This is a genomic window from Lachnospiraceae bacterium JLR.KK002 (assembly GCA_036941025.1).
Taxonomy (GTDB): domain Bacteria; phylum Bacillota; class Clostridia; order Lachnospirales; family Lachnospiraceae; genus Petralouisia.
In genome coordinates this window covers 3,957,788-3,981,416 of the sequence record JAYMNP010000001.1, presented here as the reverse complement: position 1 = coordinate 3,981,416, position 23,629 = coordinate 3,957,788, and the positions used below count along the sequence as shown (strand labels likewise).

Here is a 23,629-nt window from a genome sequence, read left to right as displayed (position 1 = left end):
CTCCTCCCGGTTATCTTATCCTTTCGAATAAGATAACCGGGCCCCTCCTCATTGTAAATTACAACATATTTTTCATAATCAGATCGGCCAGATTTTTTGCATCCTGATTAATCTCTGCCTGGTCTTTCCCCTCAATCATAACCCGAATCAGCGGTTCCGTACCGGATGGACGAATCAGAACTCTGCCTTCTCCTGCAAATTTCTGTTCCAGTTCATGGATTGCCTGGGCAATTTCCGGATATTCCATAAAATGTTCTTTCTTGTGATTTGGTACTTTTGCATTCACAAGGGCCTGCGGCAATACTTCCATAATCTGAGCCAGCTGAGAAAGAGGCTCTTTTGTCTCCACCATAACTTCCAGCAGGTGCAGAGCGCTCAGCAGACCGTCTCCGGTGGTATTTTCATCCAGGAAAATAATATGCCCGGACTGTTCTCCTCCTATATTATACCCATTTTCTCTCATATTTTCCAGAACATAGCGGTCCCCCACTTTTGTCTGTTCAATGTGGATTCCCCGTTGTTTCCCCATCAGCGTAAATCCAAGATTGCTCATAACGGTTCCCACGATGGTATTTTTCTTCAGATTGCCATGTTCTTTCATGTAGTTTCCGATAATGGCCATCACCTGGTCACCGTCTACCACATCACCCTTCTCATCCACCGCCAGCATACGGTCTGCATCCCCGTCAAACGCAATTCCCACATTGGCCTTTTCGTAAACCACCCTTGCCCGCAGCTCATCCATATGAGTGGAGCCGCAGTTGGCATTGATATTGGTTCCGTCGGGACTGGTATGGATTGCCACCAGATTAGCTCCAAGACCCTTTAACGTCTCCACCGCCGTATAATGGGAAGCCCCTTCCGCACAGTCCACCACAATTTTCAGACCGCTTAAATCCACCGGAACTGTTTTTTTCATGAAGAATACATATTCTTCCCTGGCATCAAAACGATAACTGATATTTCCGATACCGGAACCGAGAGGCATGGCAACATCTTTCATACCATTCTTAATCAGAGCTTCTATCTCGTCTTCCAGTTCATCGGACAGCTTATACCCTTCTCCGTTAAAGAACTTAATCCCGTTAAATTCCATGGGATTATGGGAAGCGGAAATAACTACTCCGGCTTCCACCTTATGTTTTCTGGTCAGATAAGCAATAGCCGGTGTGGGTACCACACCCATGTATACGGCATTTGCCCCTACGGAACATATTCCTGCCATCAGGGCATTGGCCAGCATTCCTCCTGAAATTCTTGTGTCACATCCCACAATAATCGTGGGCTGATATGATTTTTCTTTCGTGAGTACATAGGCCCCTGCCTGCCCCAGCTTCATAGCCAGCTCTATGGTAAGCTCCGTGCCCGCCACGCCTCTCACGCCGTCTGTTCCAAACATTCTTGCCATATTTTCCTCCATTCCGTATGCAATTTTGCATACTATGGTAAACGAACCTGTCAGTCTTCTTCTGCATCTCTGTCTCTGTTATTCTGGCTCGTTCCGCTGTTATTTCCGTTCTGATTGCTGTTATTATTGCTGTTATTACTATTATTGTTGTTATTACTATTATTATTGCTGTTATTATTTCCGGACTGATCTGCTTCATCCTGATTTACTTCCGGAGGGGCATTTTTATCCTCAATGGTAATCTGTACATTGATGGTATCCGGCAACTCAAATTTATCATCCGGCAAAGTCACGTCAAGAGGCAGGGTATGGGTACCCGGCTCCAGTTCCGCAACATCCAGCTCCGCCTTAATGCTTCCGTTCTGCAGGGTATCCATATACTCTTTCAGTGCCCTGACGGTTATTGCGACTGTGCTTCCGCTGAAGGACAGCTTATAATCCTGACTCAGCCCGTTGATTTTAATGCTGTCCACCGGCAAATGGAATACTTTGGATTCTTTCTGCTCAATCAGCACTTTTACAACCACCTGATTGGCAATGTCATCCACCAGAGAAATTCCTCCGTCTCCCAGATAAGGAGTAATATCAACGGTAGTCTCAATATCTTCCTTTTCCCCTTCTATATTGATTACATCTTCCGGAATATCAATGGAATTAATTCCGTTCAGCAATGCGGCCTCCCCTTTAATCAGAACCGTCTCCGGTGTTAATTCCACACCCCGGTACTCGTAACCTTCTGCCGGGGCTCCGCTTACCTGACAGCGGACAGGCACACTTTTGGTGCCCAGAATGCTGGCTCTTATGGTCACTACATTCTGATTCATTTCCAGCAGTTCAGAAGAAATCACTTCTCCGTTCTCATCATACAGGACGGGCTTCACGCTGTCCGTTACATCGCTGGATATTCCATCCACATTGATGGAAGCAGATACGCGATTAATCCTTGATACCACAGATTCCGGTCCGGATACCTGCAGAAGATTCGGAATCACCTCCACATCACCGATAGCGCAGCCTTCTGCCGGAGTTCCTGTGGTTTCCGGAGATATTACAAATTTCTGTTCAGACAAATCCTCCAGGGTAATCTGCATGTTTACTGTTTTTCGGATAATGTCAATATGCTTTTCATTCTTTTTCGCAGTGATTTCAATGGGCACCAGTTTCGTCTCTCCGTCCTGGCTCAAATCTACCTGACTCAGATCCGCAGTCACACTGAAATCATCACTGTCCATGTCTTCCACATAACTCCGGGGGCCGGAAATATAGAACACTGCAATATCCGTATCTCCCACAATATCCGGCACTTTTCCCATGGTACGAATCACTTCTTTATTCAGAATTTCCACCGGAACAGAAAATGTTTTGGTAAAGTCCGGATCTGCCATTTTTACTACCACCATCCACAATACAACAGACAGGAGGACGGACAGAATTTTCAGCCCCGGATTATTCACCAGATGCTTCATCATTTTCCTGAACATGCTTCATCCTCCTTTTCCATATCCGGAATCTTGCCACATCCATGGAGCCTTTTCGGATAAAATTCAATTTTCCTTTTAAGTATTCCGCATCCACATTCCGATACAGTTCTCCTCCCACAGCAATGGACACATTTCCGGTTTCCTCAGACACCACAATAGTCAGGGCATCGCAGACCTCACTGATTCCTACCGCCGCACGATGCCGGGTTCCGAGCTCTTTGCTCAGCTCCATATTATCAGAAAGGGGCAGATAGCAGGTGGCCGATACTACACGTTCGCCCCGCACAAGAATAGCTCCGTCATGCAGCGGTGTATTGTGTTCAAAAATGTTAATCAGAAGCTGGCTGGACACCAGAGAATCCAGCGGAATTCCGGTTCTCTCATATTCCTTAAGCACCACGTCCTGCTCAATAACAATCAGCGCACCTGTCTTCACTTTGGCCATTTCATAAGTTGCCTTTACAATCTCATTGACCACACGTTCGCTGAACCGCTCCTGGTTCTTCTGTGAATCAAAAGAGAATACCGATGTTATAAAGTTCTTCTGTCCAAGCTGTTCCAGCGCCCGCCGCAGCTCCGGCTGGAATACAATGATAATCGCGATTACCGCCACGTTAATGGTTTTCCCTGCAATCCACAGAATATTATTCATCTGGAACATTGCGGCAAGCATAACAAATACCAGCACCACAATGATTCCTTTCAGCAGATTCCATGCTCTGGTCTGTTTCACCCAGACCAGAATATTATAAATCAGGAATGAAATAATAATAATTTCCGCAATATCTGTTTTGGTTATACTGTGCCGGTCTACCCAGAACAGGTACTTCGATGCAAAAGAATTCATCATTGCGAATAAATCCCGTATCATTTTTTCATCCCCTTTCTTTTTGTCATTTCAGATTTCCGTAAACTGCCGGCCTGCTCTTCCTGCAGCCGGCCGAATTCCGTTCATTTTTCTATTCCAGCAAATCCTGGTCAATATCCAGTTCTCTGGCCAAATCCCTGCGATTGACGGTGGTACGCTTTTTCGGCGTAATCCGCTTCACTCTCTTTTCCTTTTTTGTCACAAATACTTTGGGAACGGCCTTCACAAAATAATAGTACTCGTCATCTTCAAATTGTACCCGTTCTATCCTGGAATAATCCAGATTATAGAAAAAGAATTCCAGAATCAGAGAAATTCCCAGAGATATCAGAACCCCTGTCACAACCCACAGGATTCTGTCCGTCATATCCAGCAGGATATACCCTACCAGCAGAATAATCAGTTCCAGCATACTGCCTGCAACCAGAGCAATCCTCCATGCATAATTGATGGACTGTCGGCGAATCACATAGACCACCAGCGAGGTAATCAGAAAGGCAGCCAGCACCAGATACATTTCCCTGTTCCCGGTTAGAATCCGCAGAGCAGCTGTAAATTTGGCAAATCCTTCCGTCTCTTCTGTAGATGTGAAGTTCACCAGGTTCTCCTGTACTCCTCTTACATAAAAGTAAGTGACAACTCCACACAATACTGATAAATATGCAGAAGGCCCTTTCAACATTCCTGTTGCCACCGGCATAACATGAGGTATCCGGAAAAAGCAGAGCACAGAAGTCAGCACGGCACTGTACCCATTCTGAGGCGCAAACTTCCCATACAGAAAAAAAAGCAGCAAAAACAGGCACAGGCCAATGGCACAGGCTTCCAGCGACAGTGCAGACAGATGGAGCAGTATCATTCCGCAGGCCAGCACAATCATTGCATTAATGGGCAGAAACGCACATCCAAGAGACAGCATCAGTACCACCGCCGGATGGTCCAGCCGCTCCATATAGCCAAGCTGGCTGTTAATCATGAAAAATACCGTCAGACCCAGAACAAATTTTATGCCTGCTGTCACATACAACTCATATTTCCCGTAAAAAAAACGCAGTTTTTCCCTTATTTCCAACAAACCTGTCATTTCCAAATCCTCCAAAAGTTATAATCGTTCTTCCTTCTCCCGGAGTTTTTCCACCTTCTTCAGGGTAGCATAATACTCCTTTACACTGGCGGTTGCTCTCTTATAACGTCTGGTGTATACAATACAGGCAATGACCTGGTAAATACTGATAAATACTACATACCGGATGATAAGCCACATGCCCAGTTCCGGCAAATCCCTGCCTTTGAGAAATTCTGTCAGGTCTTCCATCCTGTATACCAGCCAGCATACCAGCAGAATCCCAAAAGATATGGTGGAAGTGAGAAACGTTTTGAGCATCTCGTATCCCACATAATCTCTCCGATAATATTGTTTCACAGGCAGATTTTCTTTTCCTTCTCCTGCCTCATAGGCAGCCATTTTCGTCATAAGGCGAATTCTTTCTTCATTTAACATAGGTGCACCGTCCATTTTCCGAAATTAACCAGCTTTATTATAGCACACATTTTCTGTAAGGAAAAGTACAGGTGCACATTTTTTCACGCGTTAGCGTGATACGGTATTTCCTGTAAAAAAGAATGCGCTTACGCATTCTTCGCGCGCGAGCGGATTGCCTGGCAATAAATTTCATCTCCGCGAACTGCGCATCCCGCCCGGAGGGCTTTTCTCTTATAGGAAATCTATATACTTTAGCACTTCACAGTGACACGGTATTTCCTATAAGAGAACAAAGCGGACAGGCCCACGGGGTTTCCCTGACCCCTCTCCTGTAAGAGTACAAAACCGGCAGAACATGTCCGGCGAACCGTACCTCTTCCGGCACCCGCTCGCAGACACATATTCTGCCGGCAGTTTCAGTTGTCCAAAAACCTCATCCTGTCTTTGGTAGAGCCATTCTTCTTGGGTGCCACAGTGGCAGTGGGACGTTTAATCGCTCCGTTAAGTTCATTCTGAAGATGTGACCTGCAATTATCACAGAACCTTCCGCTCAGAACTCTTGCCCCGCACGCCTCACATTCCAGCGTAATCTGCGACTCCTCGGTAAATGCAAGACGCTCCTCTCTCACCCACTGTTTGATCTGCTTCACGCTGACTTCATTTGTCTCTGCAATTTCATTTAACGGTGCCTTTGGATGTTCCCTCAGATATTCCTTTACCTGCTGAAACTTTTCTTCCAGCTCTGCCATGCAGCCCGGACACAAAGGCGGTCCCTGCAGATAATTAAAGAGTCTTCCACATCCCCTGCAATTTCTTACTTCCATATCCTCTTTCCTCCTAATATCCTCTGCCGATACTGACGCTCAGGCAATATACCCGTTCTGCCCCGGCCCGCTTTAATTCTTTCGCGGCCTCGTTCATCGTACTTCCGGTCGTATAAATATCATCTAGCAATAAGATATGGCTTAATTGTACCTTATTTTTTCCGGTTTTAAAAGCCCTTTTCAGATTATTTTTCCGTTCTTCGTCATTTAATTCTTTCTGGGCCTTTGTATCCCTGGTACGGACCAGCAATCTGCCGTATACCGGCAGATTCATTTTCCTGCCAACCTTCCCGGCCACCAGCTCTGCCTGATTAAATCCCCGCTGTCTCATACGCTTTCGTGAAAGAGGTATGGGAACTACTGCCTGAATTCCCATCTCCTTTATCCAGCCGCCATATACTCTTACCAGTTCAGAGCTGTAGTATTCCGCATACTCCCGGCGGTTCCGGTATTTAAACCGATACAGGGATTCTCTGACTGCTCCTCTGTATATCCACAATGCTTTTCCCTGATCAAAAGCAAATTCTTTCCGGCTGCAGTCATAACAGTATTCCTTCCGTTCATCTTCCAGTGGTTTTCCGCACTGGAAGCATACCGGTTCTTTCACATATTCCGGCAGATTTCTGCAGCTTTTGCAGATTAATTCCTCCGGCGCGGCAAAAGACGAAAAAAGTATTTCATCACAGACGGGACATCTTGGCGGAAACAACAGATGCAAAAATTTTTCTTTCTTCAATTTCAATATGGTTACTTTATGAAAAATGTCTCCCGGCGATTTTATGGTATCACACTTTCGCCATGGATTCTACCGGTTTTTTCTTAAAAATTTCTAAAAGTACCGGAGAAATTCTTAGGATTTTCCTGGAACAAAGTGGACAGGTTCACTTCAACTCCCTGAATCCCTCAACCTTGAGGAACCTGGCTACTTTTCTGCGCCGAGCACAATTGCGAAGCAATATTTTCCTCCTGTGCGAGTGTGCATACATAATTATTTTGTCTTACAGAAATACACTTTCATGCATTAGCGTGACAGTGTATTTCTGTAAGACAAAATAAAAAGAACTGCTGCATTTTGCAACAGTCCTTTCTGTTTCAGGACAGCATCATCCGGTCGTTGGAAAATTCCCCGCCGCTGGCTTCCTCAAACTTTGCCAGTAAATCCGATACTTTAAGTCCTCGTTTTTCTTCCCCTGACACATCGTAAATAATTCTTCCTTCGTGCATCATAATCAGACGGTTCCCCAGCCGGATAGCATCTTTCATATTATGGGTAATCATCAATGTGGTCAGATGGTCCCTGTCCACAATTTCCTCCGTCAAATCCAGCACCTTTTTTGCCGTCTTTGGGTCCAGTGCCGCTGTGTGCTCATCCAGCAGCAGCACTTTGGGTTTTTCCAGAGAAGCCATCAAAAGGGTCAAAGCCTGCCGCTGGCCGCCCGACAGCAGCCCCACTTTGGAAGTCATTCTGCTCTCCAGTCCAAGGTCCAGAGCTTTCAGCTTCTCCTGATAAACTTCTCTTTCCTTTCCGGTAATTCCCCATCCCAGAAACCGTTTCTTACCTCTTCTGGCTGCAATGGCCAGGTTTTCTTCTATATTCATATCTGCCGCTGTACCGGTCATGGGGTCCTGAAACACCCTTCCCAGGTATTGGGCCCGTTTATGTTCCGGAAGTTTTGTCACATTCGCCTCATCAATGAGAATCTGCCCCTGGTCTGCCGGATAAACCCCGGCAATCATATTCAGCATAGTGGATTTTCCTGCGCCGTTTCCTCCGATTACCGTAACAAAATCTCCTTCATTCAATACCAGATCTATCCCGTTTAACGCCCGCTTTTCATTGATGGTTCCGGGATTAAAGGTTTTATACACTTTTTCAATTTTAAGCATCTGCCCTGCCTCCTTTTCTGCCTGCGGAGGCAAAATATTTACTCTTCAGATGGGGAATTGCAAGGAACAGAGCCACAATCAGAGCGGAAAACAGCTTCAAATCGTTGGTGGACAGCCCAAGCTGCAGCACAATTGCAATTACAATAAAATAAATAATCGCGCCGATTACGGCAGCCAGCATACGCAGTGCAAAATTATGAAATATTTTGCCAAATACCACTTCACCGATAATTACAGCAGCCAGTCCAATCACAATGGCTCCTCTGCCCATATTGACGTCCGCGCTGCCCTGATACTGGGCGTACAGGGCGCCGGAAACTCCTGCCAGCCCGTTGGAAATCACCAGTCCCAGCACCTTCTGATTACTGGTGTTTATGCCCTGTGCCCGCGCCATATTCTGATTACAGCCGGTGGCCCGGACTGCAGCTCCCAGTTCCGTACCGAAAAACCAGTACAGTACCAATGTGATAATCAGGCAGCAGATTCCTGCTGTAATACATGCTTCCTGAATGTAGCGGAGGCTTACAATCAGCTCATACTGGTCTACGCTGACTGCCTGATTGGATTTTCCCAGTATCCGCATATTAACAGAATACAGCCCAAGCTGAGTCAGAATACCTGACAGAATGGGCGGGATGCCAAACACCGTATGAAACAGCCCGGTCACAAGGCCTGCCAGCATTCCGGCCCCAAAGGCCATCACCATGGCCAGATAAGGATTCATTCCGCCCACAATGCACATAACCGCCACTGCCCCGCCGGTGGCAAGGCTTCCATCTACCGTCAAATCCGCATAATCCAGCACTTTATAAGTAATATACACACCAATTGCCAAAATTCCCCAGATTAACCCCTGTGCCACAGAGCCGGGAAGTGCATTGATCAGTGATCCCATTTCCTATTCCTCTTTTCCAATTTCTTCCATATCAGAAGGCATTTCCATGTTCAGGGCCTCTGCCACTTCCGCATTGTATTTTTTGGTCACTTCATCTGCGTACTGAATGGGCATTTCCCCAGGATTTTTCCCTTCGGTGAGAATTTCATACGCCATGATTCCTGCGTTATAACCAATGTTATAGTAAGAAATACTTAACGTTGCCAGTCCGCCGCCGGCACACATATTTTCCTCGCCGCAGATAATGGGAATTCCTGCCGGGCCCGTTACATTTTTTACGCCTTCCATATTATTTGCTATAGTGTTATCCGTGGGGATATAGAGCACGTCGCAGCTTTCCACAGCACTGGTTACTACCTGCTGGATATCATTGGAATCTGCCACAGTAAATCTCTCATAGGAAATACCTTTTTCTTCCAGTGCTTTCTCTGCCTGCTCCGCCTGGAACACAGAATTGGCCTCTGAAGAGCAGAATACAATTCCTGCCTTTTTTGCATCCGGAACCAATGCTGCCAGAAGGTCAATCTGCTGATCTATAGGCGCCAGATCAGAAGTTCCTGTTACGTTTCTTCCCGGTGCCTCATTGCTCTCCACCACGCCGGCTTCCACAAAGTCCGTAACAGAAGTTCCCACAATGGGGATATCTGCAGTGGCAGCCGCACATGCCTGCAGAGAAGTGGTGGCATTTGCCATAATCAAATCTACTTTGTCATTTACAAATTTTGTGGCAATAGTTGCGCAGTTTGCCTGCTCTCCCTGGGCATTCTGATAATCAAATTTCACATTGCCCTCTCCGAGTTTTTCTGTCAGAGCCGCTTTAAATCCTTCTGTCGCCGCATCCAGCGCCTGATGTTCCAGCTGCTGGCAGATACCGATTCTGTATACTTTATCTCCCTGGCTTTCAGAACTCTGCGTATCGTCTTCCTTCTGTTCCTCTGTTCCTGCGTCTTCTTTTTCCGTCGTATCTTCTGTCTCTTTACTGTCCTCGGAGCTCTGGCTTTCTTCAGATTTTTTTGCAGAATCTCCACCTACCGTACCGCAGCCTGCCAGTATGGAAGCTGCCATGGTCATGGACAATACAAGTGTCAGTATTTTTTTCTTCATGAATCTTTCCTCCCTGTACTTTAGCGCTTAAACGCGTTGATACTCTATAATATAACATTGAATGACAAAAAAGGCAAGAGCCTTTCTGCTCTTACCTTCACGTAACATTATCGTATTAATCTGTCTTTCAGCCCTGTATACCGCTTCTGCTCGCTGACGTTTGCAATCATTTCCTGAAATGTCGCATCATTCCCCACCAGTGTCACACATTTCCGGGCTCTGGTCACCGCCGTATACAGCAGGTTCCGGTTCATCAGCATTCTGGGGCCTGTCAGCAGGGGAATTACCACTGCCGGATATTCGCTTCCCTGGGATTTGTGAATGGTGATGGCATAGGCGAGTTCCAGTTCATCCAGTTGTTTAAAGGAATAATCCACCATTCTGCCTTCATCAAATTCCACCGTAACCAGTTCCTGGTATGTATTGATACTGCGAATCCGTCCCATATCACCGTTGAAAATTCCGGCTCCCTTATCAATAGCCAGTCCGTATTTACTGCGTATCTCCCATTCAAGCTGATAATTATTCTTAATCTGCATGACTTTATCTCCCTCCCGGAAGATAATATCGCCATGTTCTTTCTCCCGTTTCCCCTGTTCCGGCGGGTTCAGATACTTCTGCAGAATCCCGTTCAGCCGCTCCACGCCCAGCAGTCCTTTCCGCATGGGTGTCAGCACCTGAATATCAAAAGGCTCCGCATCCACAAATTTGGGCAGCTTCTGCTGTATCAGCTGAATCACCACACTGATGATTACGTTGGCGTCATACCGCTTCAGAAAAAAGAAATCCATACTCTGATTGTCCGGAATGACCTCTTCGCCCCGATTGATTTTATGGGCATTGACAATAATATCACTCTGAGCTGCCTGACGGAAAATTTTATTCAGCCGCACCACATGAAACCGACCGGAATCAATCATGTCTTTCAGTACGCTCCCCGGCCCCACACTGGGAAGCTGGTTTACATCTCCGGACAGAATCAGTCTGGTGCCTTCAGCCACTGCTTTGAGCAATGCATACATCAGGGAAATATCCACCATTGACATTTCATCAATGATAATCACATCTGCCTCCAGAGGATTCTGCTCATTGCGCTCAAAACCTTCTTTTCCTTCTGCTCCGCCGTTTAACTCCAGCAGACGGTGAATGGTACGGGCTTCAAATCCTGTGGTTTCACTCATCCGTTTGGCCGCCCGTCCCGTAGGCGCCGCCAGAAAAATATCCATGCCTTCCAGCTCAAAATAACGGATAATCGTATTGATGGTAGTGGTTTTTCCTGTTCCGGGCCCTCCTGTCAGAATCATCAGTCCATTGGTAACTGCTTCCTTTACGGCCTCTGCCTGAAGTTCATCCAGCACCATTCCCGTATCCTGCTCAATACTCCGGATCCGTTGGCGGATTTCCGCTTCCGGCACTTCAAAAGAAAAATCAAGCTGTTCCAGCATGGCCGCCGTATTGGCTTCCATATAATAATAACTGGCTCCGTAAATATACCGGCTATCCTCCTGTTCCCGGATAACCAGTTTCTTCTCTATGGCCAGATCCATGTAATGTTTCTCAATATATTCCGGAGCAACTCCCAGAATCTCACTGGCCTTCCCGGTCAGCAGATATTCCGGCAGGCAGGTATGGCCCTCCAGAGCGGCCTGTACCAGTGCATAGAGAATGCCGCTGCGGATGCGAAAATCAGAATCGGTGTGGATTCCGACTCTGGATGCAATTTCATCCGCAATCCGAAAACCCACACCTTGAATATCATCTGCCAGACGGTATGGATTTTCCTTTAAAATCCCATACAGTTCCTGGCCATATGCCTGAAAAATTTTTGCCCCAAGTGTCTGGGAAATACCGTATTGCTGCAGGAAAATCATGGCCTGCCGCAATTCCCGCTTCCCCTCGGCCTGTTCTGCAATTTCCATTGCCTTGCGCTGGCTGATTCCCTTCACTTCTGCCAGTCGTTCCGGCTCCTCCTCAATAATCCGTATGGTATCTTCCCGGAACTTTTTCACAATCCTGGCTGCCAGAGCCGCGCCGATTCCCTTAATGGCTCCGGAAGCAAGATAACGCTCCACCGATATCATATCTTCGGGAGGTTTTACCTGAAAAGAGGAGGTCTTAAACTGTCTGCCGTAGGAAGGATGGATGGTGTATTCTCCCGTCAGTTCCAGGCACTCCCCTTCGCTGACCCCGTGAAAAATTCCCACGCAGGTAATCTCTTCTTCCTCACAGACCAGATTTAATACGGTATATCCATTCTCCGTATTCTGAAAAACAATATGTTCCACATATCCTGACAAAGTTTCCACAATTTTATTCCAGACCGTAATTGCGCTTCATCTGGTCGTACAGTATCTGTGCAATTCCCAGTCCTTCTCCCTCCGTAGCCTGTTCTGCAAAACTCTGAGTCATCTGTTCTTTGTAATAATCCTTTAACTGCCTGGTAGAAGCGGAAACATCTTCTTCAGATTCCGGCACCATCCGTTGCATTGCCTTGAACATCTGCTCCACAAAATATGCCTCAAAATCTTTGCATACATCCATCAGTTCTTCTTCGGTGGCTGTGGACAAATCAGACTTCAGCGTTTCCTCCAGCTTGCCGGCAGAATCGGTGGCTGTATCCATATTATAATTATTGTAACAGGAATTAATTGCATTTAAATCAAGACTCATATGTACCCTTCTTTCCTGAATTGCCCGCTGCTGGCGAAGCACAGATATCACTTATTGAAATACTGTCATCAGCAGCATTAACGCTTCAACTGGTTTGCCTGGCTCAGCATATCGTCTGAAGCCTGAATTGCCTTGGAATTCATTTCATAGGCTCTCTGGGCCACAATCAGATTTACCATCTCGTCTGCCACCTGTACATTGGAGCCTTCCACATATTTCTGACGTATCTCGCTTCTTATCAGATTCGCGGTATTTGCCTCATTCAAAGGCTGTCCGGAAGCGTCCGACACGGCCAGAAGACTGTTGGACAGCTTCTCCAGACCCGCCGGGTTACTGAACTGGAACAGTCCGATGTTTCCTGCATTTACAAAATTCCCGTTGCCGTCCATATATCCGAACGCACCCTCGGTAGTTACCTGTATTTTACTGTTGCTCACATCCCCAGGCATGGTAATGGGATTCCCGTCGCTGCTCAGCACCGGATAACCGTCCGCTGTTACCAGCGTAAGATTTCCGTCATTGCCCACACTCAGCTTAAAATCCCCGTTCCTGGTATAATAGGTATTTCCGTCTGCTCCGCGCACTGCAAAAAATCCGTCTCCGGCGATTGCCATAGCTGTAAAGCTCTCACTGGCCAGCATGGAACCCTGCGTAAAATTGGAAGTAATGGACGCTACCCGCGTTCCAAGCCCCACCTGGGCAGGAATCGGTTTATTCTCTCCGTTTGCAGTGGTTGTTCTGGTCTGCAGTGTCTGATATAACAGAGATTTGAATTCCGTTTTCTCGGTCTTGTATCCGGTGGTATTCACATTTGACAGATTGTGAGCAATGGTATCCACTGCCGTCTGCTGGGAAATCATGCCGGACGCTGCCGACCACAATGATCTCATCATAACTTATGCCGCTCCTTCCTATGCTTTGCCGATATTATTTACAGCTTTTTCAAGTGTGCCATCTATAGACTGAATAATTTTCTGATTGGTCTCATAGGCTCTTGAAATGGTAATCATCTCCACCATCTCAGATATCACGTTCACATTGGACATCTCCAGGGTTCCCTGAATCACTCTCGCATCCGTGGCCTGAACCTGGCCGCCCTCCACCAGATCATACATATTCTCGCCATATTTGGACAGGAAATTATAGTCTGCAAAATCCACCACGCCTACCTGTCCCACCATGGCATTATTCTGGTAAAGATTTCCATTCTCATCTACTTTCAGTTCTACGTTGGGGTCTACCCGTATGTATCCGGCCTGCCCCGGATTTCCCGCCTGGGCCGCCGCCTGATTCAGCACATAATCCCCATCCTTCGTCATCAGGTATCCTTCCCTGTTGACGGTAAAAGCACCATCCCTAGTATATTTCACAGAAGTCTCTCCTGCCTTGTTGGTGAAGGAAATGGCAAAAAATCCGTCACCGTCAATAGCCAGGTCATAGACGTTATCTGTCACACGGAAAGAGCCCTGCCCGTAGTCCGTATAACACTCCCCAATCTTAACTCCCAGGCTCACATCTCCCAGTCTTCTGGACAGCCCCATAGCCGAAGTGTCCTTAATCTTAATTGCAAGCATATCATCGAAGGCCTGGGAAGTTGATCCTTCTTTTTTGAATCCGTTCGTTGCAGAATTCGCCAGATTGTTGGTAAGTACGTCCAGTCTGTTCTGCTGGTTTATCATCCCTGTATACGCAGTATATAATCCCTTTACCATAGCTCCTGCTCCTTTGTATGATAACTACATGTTGCCTGCCGCATTTTATTCTCCGAAATTATTCCGAAGCACAGAGCTGCAGCTGTCACTCATCTGTCTTACCGGATAAAAATTCCACGTATTTGCCGGTTCCGATGGCCACACAGGTCATGGGCTCCTCTGCTGTCATGGTATTGATTCCGGTTCGGTCCTCTATCAGTTCTTCCAGCCCGCGGAGCAATGCGCCGCCGCCCGTTAAAATAATTCCCCGGTCTGCCACGTCTGCCGCCAGTTCCGGAGGTGTTTTCTCCAGTACGCTGTGTACGGCTTCCACAATCTGTAAGGTAGCTTCCCGGAGAGCTTCCTCCGTCTCCTCCGAAGATACGGATACGGTTTTCGGAAGGCCTGTGACAAGATTACGTCCCCTGACGTCCATGGTATCATTCTGTGCCAGCGGAAAACAGGTTCCAATCTTTATCTTAATGTCCTCGGCAGTTCTCTCTCCTATCAGTAAGTTATGCTTCTTCCTCATATAACGTACGATGGCTTCGTCAAAATCATCCCCTGCAATCTTAATCGAGGTACTTACCACCGTTCCTCCCAGGGAAATCACTGCAATGTCCGCAGTACCTCCGCCGATATCCACAATCATATTACCGCACGGCTTGGAGATATCCACACCGGCGCCAATAGCGGCGGCTATGGGTTCTTCTATAATGGAAACTTCTCTTGCCCCTGCCTGATACGTGGCGTCTTCCACAGCCTTTTTCTCCACTTCGGTAACACCGCTTGGTACGCATACGCTGATTCTGGGTTTGCGGAAACTTTTCTTGCCCATGGCTTTCTGAATAAAGTACTTTAACATTTTTTCGGTCACTGTGTAGTCAGAAATAACCCCCTGGCGCAAAGGTCTTACCGCAACAATGTTTCCCGGAGTTCTTCCCAGCATCAGACGGGCCTCTTCTCCAATGGCTTTTATTTTGTTGGTATCTCTGTCAAATGCCACCACTGAGGGCTCTTTCAGCACAACGCCTTTTCCTTTTATATATACAAGGATACTTGCTGTTCCCAGGTCAATTCCAATATCAGTTGACATCATATAGTTCCCCTTTCGTTTCTCTTATCTATCTGCTTCGGAAATGCCGCAGGCACTTCCGCTTCCTGCGGTAACGGTACTTCTTCCCGCCCAAATACAATAAAACATAATAACTCTATTTTTCCATATATACATACATTATATACAATCACGGGGAATTTTCAAAGTGTTTTTTTCTAAAATATAAAAAAACGTCTATTATTAACCTTTTCCATGGCATTCCTTATTAAAGTTTATGGATTTTTTATAATTTTTCTAAAGTTTTCCCGTTTTTTTCACATATCTTTCACATTCTCCGGTTATACTTGTACATGTACTAGCTAACAAGCTAATATAATTTTTCATAACTCATGCTTCCTGGATTCCTGTTACATCCGGAATCCAGGAGGTACTCCCCGAAAGTTAAGGCTGTCCATTGGGACAGCCCTTTTTATCTTACAAAAAATACCATATCACGCTAATACGTGAAAGTACGCGTGCAATCCTCTCAGGACTGAGGGAGACAGGGGAACCCGGCAGGCCTGGCCGCTTTATTCTTCTTCCGCTTCCATCTCCACCAGAATCGTGGTGGAGTCTCCCTGTTCCGCCTGCTTCATGGCAGCTTCAATCAGTTTCGTGAAATTCTCGCCGGAATGAGTGGCCCCGCTCAGTATATCCACCTTTGTATCCCTCTGCCCTTCAATCAGCTGCCGCACATATTCCCTGGTATATTTATTGGGATAAGTCCTCTCCTTACTGCTCATATTCCGCATATATTCATTGTCCCATGCTTTGATAAAGCCGCTCTCATCTTTTGCGTTAAATTCCGCTGAGACAATGGTATCATCCTTCACCTGAATGCAGACATATTCTTTCCATCCATGAGAAAAACCGGACATTTCAGCAGTATAATAACCATCCTCCATTTTATTGCCGCAGCCTGTCAGCAGAACCGCTGTTGTCATCACAAATGCCGCCAGAAATTTCTTTTTCATTCCGGATCACCTTCCTTTAACTTTACTGCTGCCACCACTTCACCCAGTTCTTCCGCCTGGGTCAGAGACATGGCCGCTGTCTCGTCCGTTTCCCTGGCAAGCTGCTGATTGGTATTGGCAATCTCCAACACTTTGTCTACTTCCTGCGTTACCATGGAAACTGCTTTTTTCTGTTCTTCCACCACACGGGCCATATTATGGGAAATTCCGGTAAATTCTTCCGTAGCCGCATTGATTTCCTGGAAAGAATCTGCTGTTAATTCCGCGGCTTCCATTCCCCTTTTGATAGACATATTCGCCTGCTCAATCATATCTCCCGTCTGTTTCAGGGCATCGGCTGTCTGGTCAGCCAGAACACCAATCTGCTGAGCTACCACCGCGAATCCTTTTCCCGATTCTCCGGCGCGGGCCGCCTCGATGGAAGCATTCAATGCCAGCAGACTTGTCTGAGAAGATATTTCTTCTATTAACTGGCTGATTTTGATAATTTCCTGCATATTTGCATAAATATCTTTCATCGCCTCCTGCATGGCTCCCATGTGCTCCTGTCCCTGACTGACTTTATATTCGGCGCCTCCTGCACATTTCTTTACCTGTTCCGCATTTTCCGTAATATGTCCAATCTGCTCCGTAATTTTCTGAATACTGCTACTGAGTCGTTCCAGCGCCACTGCCTGCTCCGTAGAACCATCATAAAGCCGTCTGGCATAACCGGACACCTCGGAGGAATTTTCATTTACTGCCAGGGAGGAATGATTAATTCTGCGCATGGTTTCATTCAGGGAAACCGTAATGGCGGTCAGAGCCTCCCGGATTGCCACAAAATCCCCGGTAAATGTATCCGGTACTTCTCTGGAATAGTCTCCTTCCGACAGAAATCCAAGAGAGGATTTGATATCATTGATATACCCGTCCATACTGGATATGGTTTTCGCCAGTGCATTTGTCAGCACTTCAGCCTCATCATTGGTTTCCGCCAGCACCACCTCGTCTTTCAGATTTCCCTCCGACAGAGCTGTCAGCCTTCCTGTAGCCAGTGAAAGGGAATCGGAAATGCTGTCCGCCATTCTCACAATCACATACCGGGACGCCACCAGAAGAATCACTGCCAGCAAAATGCATACAAACACAGAAGTAAACAATATTCCCTGAAATTCCCTCCGGGGCGCATCCACAATCAGCGTCCAGTTAGTTCCAGGTACAGGCGCATAAGCCACATAATGGCGGATTCCATGCAGTCTCATGGACTCTGAACCTGTCTGGGAATTTATCATATTGTCAAATACCGCTTTATTTTTCCCGGAATCATACAGTCCGTACACATTTTCATGTTTCTGCATATATTCCAAATCCTTATCCGCAATAATTGTTCCCTCTTCGTTAATCATGTAGGAAGAGCCTGTCACTCCGATATTGATATTGGACAGTACGTCGTGCAGCAAATCGTATTTATAACTTCCTACCAGATAAGAATCCACTTCTCCTTCTCTTGTCATGGGCAGGGCAACCCGAAGCTGACATATGTCATTCTCATACCGCGGTTCATCTATGACAATATTATTTGTTTTTGTAAGATATGTATAAAATTTTTCTTCTGCGATGCTTTCCGGAGCGGCCTTATCCCCGTACATTTTCTGCCCGGACAAATCATAGCCGCCCAGCCAGACAAATTCAATCCGGCTTTCCCGCTCATTCAGAACCTCCTGTTTTTCTTCTTTCGAGGCTTCCTCATCCGTCAGAACCTCCTCCAGCGCCAGATTGGTCATCCGGTCCGTCAGCAAATGCAGATTGGCGCTCACGTTCTGTGAAGACGTTTTAGCCATCATCTGCAGATTTTCCAGTAAAACAGAATCTGTGGAAACAAAACTGCTGATAATCATTACAACGGTAAGCAGAACTCCAAGGGTAATGGATACAGACATTACATAAAACACGATAATCTGTTTGATTGTTTTCTTCTCCATAATCTTTTGTTATCCTTTCTCACTATTACCTCTTAATTATATCAACTTTTTTCGCAAAAACACCCCGTTTTCCCGCTTTTTGTCATTTCCGGGGAATTGTAAAAATGATATGCTATGCACATTCTCCGCGAGCTGCGCATAATGGTTTTATCTTATAGGAAATCTATATATTTTAGCACTTCACAGTGACACGGTATTTCCTATAAGATAAAAAAAGAATCCTGCATTGCAGGATTCCTGGATTATTTCAGATATTTTTTAATATACTGGCCGGTATAGGATTCTTTCACTTCCGCCACTTCTTCCGGAGTTCCCTTTGCAATGACCATACCGCCGCCATCTCCTCCTTCCGGCCCCATATCAATGATATAATCCGCTGTCTTTATCACATCCAGATTATGCTCTATTACCACCACCGTATTGCCGCCTTCCGCCAGACGCTGCAAAATTTCCGTCAGCTTATGCACATCTGCAAAATGGAGGCCTGTGGTGGGTTCATCCAGAATATAGATGGTTTTCCCTGTACTGCGCCGGCTCAGCTCCGTGGCCAGCTTAATCCGCTGGGCTTCCCCGCCGGACAGGGTGGTAGAAGGCTGGCCCAGTTTGATATAGGAAAGCCCTACATCGTATAATGTTTCAATTTTCCTCTTAATAGAAGGGACATTTTCAAAGAAAGTCAGTGCTTCCTCCACGGTCATATCCAGTACATCGTAAATGCTTTTTCCTTTATATTTTACCTCCAGAGTCTCTCTGTTGTAACGTTTGCCGCCGCACACCTCACAGGGCACATAAACATCCGGCAGGAAATGCATTTCTATCTTCAGAATACCGTCGCCGGAACATGCCTCACAGCGGCCGCCTTTTACATTAAAGCTGAACCTCCCTTTGGCATATCCTTTGGCTTTGGCATCCGGCGTCGCTGCAAACAAATCCCGTATCTGGTCAAATACTCCTGTGTAAGTTGCCGGATTGGACCGCGGCGTCCTTCCAATGGGAGACTGGTCAATATCGATTACCTTGTCCAGCTGCTCCATCCCTTCAATGGATTTATGTTTGCCCGGAATCACTCTGGCCCGGTTTAAATCCCTTGCCAGACGCTTGTAGAGAATTTCATTGGTAAGGGAAGACTTGCCGGAACCAGATACTCCGGTCACACAGGTCATAACGCCCAGGGGAATTTCCACATTGATGTTCTGCAGATTATTTTCCTGAGCCCCTTTGATTTTCAGAAAACCAGCAGGCTTTCTTCTGGTTTCCGGAACGGGTATCTTAATTCTGCCGCTCAGATAAGCCCCTGTCACGGATTCCTTATTTTTCATGATTTCCTGAGCAGTTCCCTGAGCCACCAGACGTCCCCCGTGCTCTCCGGCTCCAGGTCCGATATCCACAATATGATCTGCCGCAAACATGGTGTCCTCATCATGCTCCACCACAATCAGGGTATTTCCCAGATTTTTCAGATTCCGAAGGGTATTCAGCAGCTTGTCATTATCCCGCTGATGCAGGCCGATACTGGGCTCGTCCAGTATATAGGCCACCCCCACCAGCCCGGAACCTATCTGAGTGGCCAGCCGGATACGCTGAGCTTCTCCACCGGACAGCGTTCCCGTTGCCCTGGATAAGGTCAGATAATCCAGTCCCACATCCACCAGAAATCCAACTCTCGCCCGGATTTCTTTTAACACCTGAGCTCCAATCAGTTTCTGATGTTCCGTCAGCTCCATATCTTTCAGAAATGCCTGCAGCTTTCGGATGGACATGGATGTGACTTCGTAAATATTCTTTCCGGAGACAGTCACCGCAAGGGCTTCCCGCTTCAACCGCTGACCGCCGCAGGTCTTACAGGGAGTCACTCGCATAAACTGTTCATATTCCTGCTTCATGGTATCGGAGCCGGTCTCCCGGTACCGGCGCTGCACATTCCGTACCAGCCCTTCAAAGGCCACATCATAGACCCCTTCTCCCCGCTGGCCCTTGTAATGAACCTTCAGTTCTTTTCCCGCGGTGCCATTTATCAGAATATTCTGAATTTTTTTTGGCAGTTCTTCATAGGGCGTATCCAAATCGAACTGATATGTTTCTGCCAGTGCAGTGAGAATGGCATTGGTAAAGCTGCCCTTATCGGTACTGGACTGCCATCCCATGACCTGAATGGCTCCTGCCGCAATGCTTAAGGACTTGTCCGGAATCATCAGGTCCACATCAAATTCCATCTTATACCCCAGTCCAAAACAGTCCGGACAGGCGCCGAAGGGATTGTTAAAGGAAAAACTTCTGGGCTCAATCTCTTCAATGCTGACGCCGCAGTCCGGGCAGGAAAAACTCTGGGAAAAATTCACCGGCTCGCCTCCAATCACATCCACCGTCATCAGCCCTTCCGCCAGTTCCAGTACACCTTCCACAGAATCTGTCAGACGCTTTTCAATGCCCGGCTTCACCACCAGACGATCCACCACAATTTCAATGTTGTGTTTGATATTTTTATCCATGGGGATTTCTTCTGTCAGATCATAAATATTGCCGTCAACCTGCACTCTCACATAACCGCTGCGTCTGGACTGTTCAAATAATTTCTGATGGGTTCCCTTGCGTCCCCGGACCACCGGAGCCAGAAGCTGGATTTTGGTTCCTTCCTCCATAGACAGAATCTGGTCTACCATCTGATCCACCGACTGCTTTTTAATCTCTTTTCCGCAGACCGGACAATGGGGGATTCCAATTCTCGCATACAGCAAACGGAAATAATCGTAAATTTCCGTCACTGTTCCAACGGTGGACCTGGGATTGCGGTTGGTAGACTTCTGGTCAATGGAAATGGCCGGAGACAGCCCTTCAATCTTCTCCACATCCGGCTTCTCCATCTGGCCCAGAAACTGCCTTGCATAAGAAGAAAGAGATTCCATGTATCTGCGCTGACCTTCCGCATAAATGGTATCAAAGGCCAGAGAGGATTTCCCGGAACCGCTCAGTCCCGTTAAAACGATAAATTCATTTCTCGGAATATCCACATCCAGGTTTTTCAGGTTATGCTCATTGGCTCCCCTGATTTTAATATACTGCTTTTCTGCTTTTGCCATTTTGATAAACTCCTTTTTCCGTAGATTCCCGCGTATCATGAGCCGGGAGTGTCAGGCTACATATCCCGCAGATTCTTTTTCAGTTCTATCATCTTGTCACGCAGTTCGGCCGCCGCTTCGAAATTCAGCTCGGCCGCTGCCGTCTGCATTTTCTTCTGGATTTCTCCAATCAGTTTCTCCAGTTCTTTTTTGCTCATGGATTCCGGGTCTTTCCGGAACCGATATTCCTCTTTTGCCACCTTTTTGGATATACTGATTAAATCACGTACAGACTTGCGTATGGTTGCCGGGGTAATTCCGTGCTCCTTATTATACGCCTGCTGAATGCCCCTTCTTCGGTTCGTCTCATCTATGGCAACACGCATGGAATCGGTAATGCTGTCTGCATACATAATAACATGCCCCTCGGAATTCCTGGCTGCACGTCCAATGGTCTGAATCAGAGACGTTTCTGACCTTAAGAAGCCTTCTTTATCCGCATCTAAAATCGCCACCAGCGTAATCTCAGGAATATCCAGTCCCTCCCGCAGCAGATTGATGCCTACCAGCACATCAAATACATCCAGGCGCAAATCCCGGATAATCTCTGCCCGTTCCAGGGTGTCGATATCAGAGTGAAGATATTTCACCCGAATTCCCACTTCCCGCATATAGTCAGTCAAATCTTCCGCCATCTTCTTGGTAAGGGTGGTAATCAGGACTTTGTTCTTTTTCCCAATCTCTTTGTTGACTTCGCCAATCAAATCGTCAATCTGTCCTTCCACCGGCCGCACGTCAATCTCAGGGTCCAGCAGCCCGGTAGGACGGATAATCTGCTCTGCCCGCAGCAGTTCATGTTCCTTTTCATAAACGTTGGGTGTGGCGGACACAAACAGCATCTGGTCTATCTTGCTCTCAAATTCTTCAAAGTTCAAAGGACGGTTATCCTTCGCCGAGGGCAGCCGGAATCCATAGTCCACCAACGTGGTCTTCCGGGACTGGTCTCCGGCATACATCCCCCGTACCTGCGGAATGGTGATATGGGACTCGTCCACAATAATCAGGAATTCCTCCGGAAAATAGTCCATCAGCGTATTGGGGGGAACCCCTTCCGGAGCCCCTGCCAGATGCCTGGAATAATTCTCAATGCCGCTGCAGAATCCTGTTTCCCGCAGCATTTCAATATCAAAATTGGTGCGTTCTGCAATGCGCTGGGCCTCCAGCAGCTTGTCCTCCCCTTTGAAATATTTTACCCGTTCTTCCAGTTCCTGCTCTATGGCCACAGCAGCTTTATTAATCTGCTCCTGAGGCACCACATAATGGGAGGCCGGAAAGATGCTGATATGCTCCAGGCTGTTCTTAATCTCCCCTGTCAGCACATCTATTTCCGTAATCCGGTCAATTTCATCCCCAAAGAACTCCACTCGAACAGCAGTTTCTCCGCGGTTGGCCGGAAAGATTTCCACCACATCTCCCCGTACCCGGAAGGTTCCCCGGTGAAAATCCATATCATTTCGGGTATACTGGGTATCAATCAGCCTCCGAATTACCTCATCTCTGTCCTTGCTCATGCCCGGACGCAGGGATACCATCATTTTCTCAAAATTCTCCGGCTCGCCCAGTCCATAGATACAGGATACGCTGGAAATAATAATCACATCTTTACGCTCAATCAGCGAAGCTGTGGCTGAGAGCCTGAGCTTGTCGATTTCCTCATTGACGGAGGAATCCTTGGCAATATAGGTGTCAGAAGAAGGCACGTAGGCTTCCGGCTGGTAATAATCGTAGTAGGACACAAAATACTCCACTGCATTCTCAGGGAACATCTCCTTGAATTCTCCGTATAGCTGCGCCGCAAGCGTCTTGTTGTGGGCGATGACCAGCGTCGGTTTCTGCAATTCCTGAATGACATTCGCCATCGTAAATGTCTTGCCGGAACCCGTAACCCCCAGTAAAGTCTGGAATTGGTTGCCCTCCTTGAAGCCTTTGACCAGCTCGGCGATGGCCTGCGGCTGGTCGCCTGTGGGCTTGTAGGGGGCTTGTAATTTGAAAGCACACCCGCCTTTTGGGTTGCTTTCATGAGCAAGTAGCTGACCGCTGTCAGCGGATTGCGAATTACCTCTTTTATCTGGCATATGAAAACCTCCAATTTGTGACCGGACACTCGAAAACAAGTTTTCTCGTTATCGCGACATTCGTCAAATGCTCCTGCAAGCAGGGCATTTTCC

The 23,629-nt window shown here is 47.0% G+C and carries 19 protein-coding genes; all 19 read right to left on the bottom strand.

Annotated elements, in window-relative coordinates:
• Positions 1 to 58: 58 nt before the first annotated feature.
• The 19 genes from glmM to uvrB all read right to left on the bottom strand — a co-directional run bounded on the left by glmM (position 59) and on the right by uvrB (position 23,536).
• The gene (gene glmM / locus VSQ32_19370; GenBank protein ID MEH2944939.1) at positions 59 to 1,408 is read right to left on the bottom strand and encodes a phosphoglucosamine mutase; all 1,350 of its coding nucleotides are present in this window, start codon (positions 1,406 to 1,408) and stop codon (positions 59 to 61) included.
• A 50-nt stretch (positions 1,409 to 1,458) separates the two neighbouring features.
• Positions 1,459 to 2,889, bottom strand: a complete 1,431-nt coding sequence (locus VSQ32_19365; protein MEH2944938.1) for a CdaR family protein — start codon at positions 2,887 to 2,889, stop codon at positions 1,459 to 1,461.
• A complete protein-coding gene (cdaA, locus tag VSQ32_19360; GenBank protein MEH2944937.1) occupies positions 2,855 to 3,760 on the bottom strand; it encodes a diadenylate cyclase CdaA in 906 nt (301 codons plus the stop codon). Before cdaA ends, VSQ32_19365 begins: the two co-directional genes overlap by 35 nt.
• An 88-nt stretch (positions 3,761 to 3,848) precedes the next feature.
• The gene (locus VSQ32_19355) at positions 3,849 to 4,841 is read right to left on the bottom strand and encodes a hypothetical protein (protein ID MEH2944936.1); all 993 of its coding nucleotides are present in this window, start codon (positions 4,839 to 4,841) and stop codon (positions 3,849 to 3,851) included.
• A gap of 18 nt (positions 4,842 to 4,859) precedes the next feature.
• The gene (locus VSQ32_19350; GenBank protein ID MEH2944935.1) at positions 4,860 to 5,258 is read right to left on the bottom strand and encodes a hypothetical protein; all 399 of its coding nucleotides are present in this window, start codon (positions 5,256 to 5,258) and stop codon (positions 4,860 to 4,862) included.
• Between the two features lie 398 nt (positions 5,259 to 5,656).
• Positions 5,657 to 6,064 carry a flagellar protein gene (locus VSQ32_19345; protein MEH2944934.1) on the bottom strand — a complete coding sequence of 136 codons (408 nt, stop codon included), beginning with the start codon at positions 6,062 to 6,064 and terminating at the stop codon, positions 5,657 to 5,659.
• 13 nt (positions 6,065 to 6,077) lie between these two features.
• Positions 6,078 to 6,782 (bottom strand): ComF family protein, encoded by a 705-nt coding sequence (locus tag VSQ32_19340; protein MEH2944933.1) that lies wholly within the window; start codon positions 6,780 to 6,782, stop codon positions 6,078 to 6,080.
• Between the two features lie 374 nt (positions 6,783 to 7,156).
• Positions 7,157 to 7,951: an ABC transporter ATP-binding protein gene (locus tag VSQ32_19335; protein MEH2944932.1), complete on the bottom strand. Its 795-nt coding sequence runs from the start codon at positions 7,949 to 7,951 to the stop codon at positions 7,157 to 7,159.
• Positions 7,944 to 8,846, bottom strand: coding sequence for an ABC transporter permease (locus tag VSQ32_19330; GenBank protein ID MEH2944931.1), 903 nt, complete (start codon positions 8,844 to 8,846; stop codon positions 7,944 to 7,946). Before VSQ32_19330 ends, VSQ32_19335 begins: the two co-directional genes overlap by 8 nt.
• 3 nt (positions 8,847 to 8,849) lie before the next feature.
• Positions 8,850 to 9,950, bottom strand: a complete 1,101-nt coding sequence (locus VSQ32_19325; protein ID MEH2944930.1) for an ABC transporter substrate-binding protein — start codon at positions 9,948 to 9,950, stop codon at positions 8,850 to 8,852.
• 107 nt (positions 9,951 to 10,057) lie between these two features.
• Entirely contained in the window at positions 10,058 to 12,256 is a 2,199-nt protein-coding gene (locus VSQ32_19320; GenBank protein MEH2944929.1) for an ATP-dependent RecD-like DNA helicase, read from the bottom strand.
• Between the two features lie 4 nt (positions 12,257 to 12,260).
• Complete coding sequence (locus tag VSQ32_19315; GenBank protein MEH2944928.1) at positions 12,261 to 12,620, bottom strand: rod-binding protein; 360 nt, start codon at positions 12,618 to 12,620, stop codon at positions 12,261 to 12,263.
• Between the two features lie 77 nt (positions 12,621 to 12,697).
• Positions 12,698 to 13,513 (bottom strand): flagellar hook-basal body protein, encoded by an 816-nt coding sequence (locus VSQ32_19310; GenBank protein ID MEH2944927.1) that lies wholly within the window; start codon positions 13,511 to 13,513, stop codon positions 12,698 to 12,700.
• Between the two features lie 18 nt (positions 13,514 to 13,531).
• On the bottom strand, positions 13,532 to 14,332 hold the full coding sequence (locus VSQ32_19305) for a flagellar hook-basal body protein (protein MEH2944926.1): 801 nt from the start codon (positions 14,330 to 14,332) through the stop codon (positions 13,532 to 13,534).
• Positions 14,333 to 14,417: 85 nt separating this feature from the next.
• Positions 14,418 to 15,410 (bottom strand): rod shape-determining protein, encoded by a 993-nt coding sequence (locus VSQ32_19300; protein ID MEH2944925.1) that lies wholly within the window; start codon positions 15,408 to 15,410, stop codon positions 14,418 to 14,420.
• A gap of 527 nt (positions 15,411 to 15,937) precedes the next feature.
• Entirely contained in the window at positions 15,938 to 16,381 is a 444-nt protein-coding gene (locus VSQ32_19295) for an FMN-binding protein (protein MEH2944924.1), read from the bottom strand.
• Positions 16,378 to 18,345, bottom strand: coding sequence for a methyl-accepting chemotaxis protein (locus VSQ32_19290; GenBank protein ID MEH2944923.1), 1,968 nt, complete (start codon positions 18,343 to 18,345; stop codon positions 16,378 to 16,380). The genes VSQ32_19295 and VSQ32_19290 overlap by 4 nt, the downstream gene beginning before the upstream one ends.
• A 242-nt stretch (positions 18,346 to 18,587) precedes the next feature.
• Positions 18,588 to 21,422, bottom strand: coding sequence for an excinuclease ABC subunit UvrA (gene uvrA / locus VSQ32_19285; GenBank protein MEH2944922.1), 2,835 nt, complete (start codon positions 21,420 to 21,422; stop codon positions 18,588 to 18,590).
• Positions 21,423 to 21,478: 56 nt separating this feature from the next.
• Entirely contained in the window at positions 21,479 to 23,536 is a 2,058-nt protein-coding gene (gene uvrB / locus VSQ32_19280; GenBank protein MEH2944921.1) for an excinuclease ABC subunit UvrB, read from the bottom strand.
• Positions 23,537 to 23,629 lie beyond the last annotated feature (93 nt).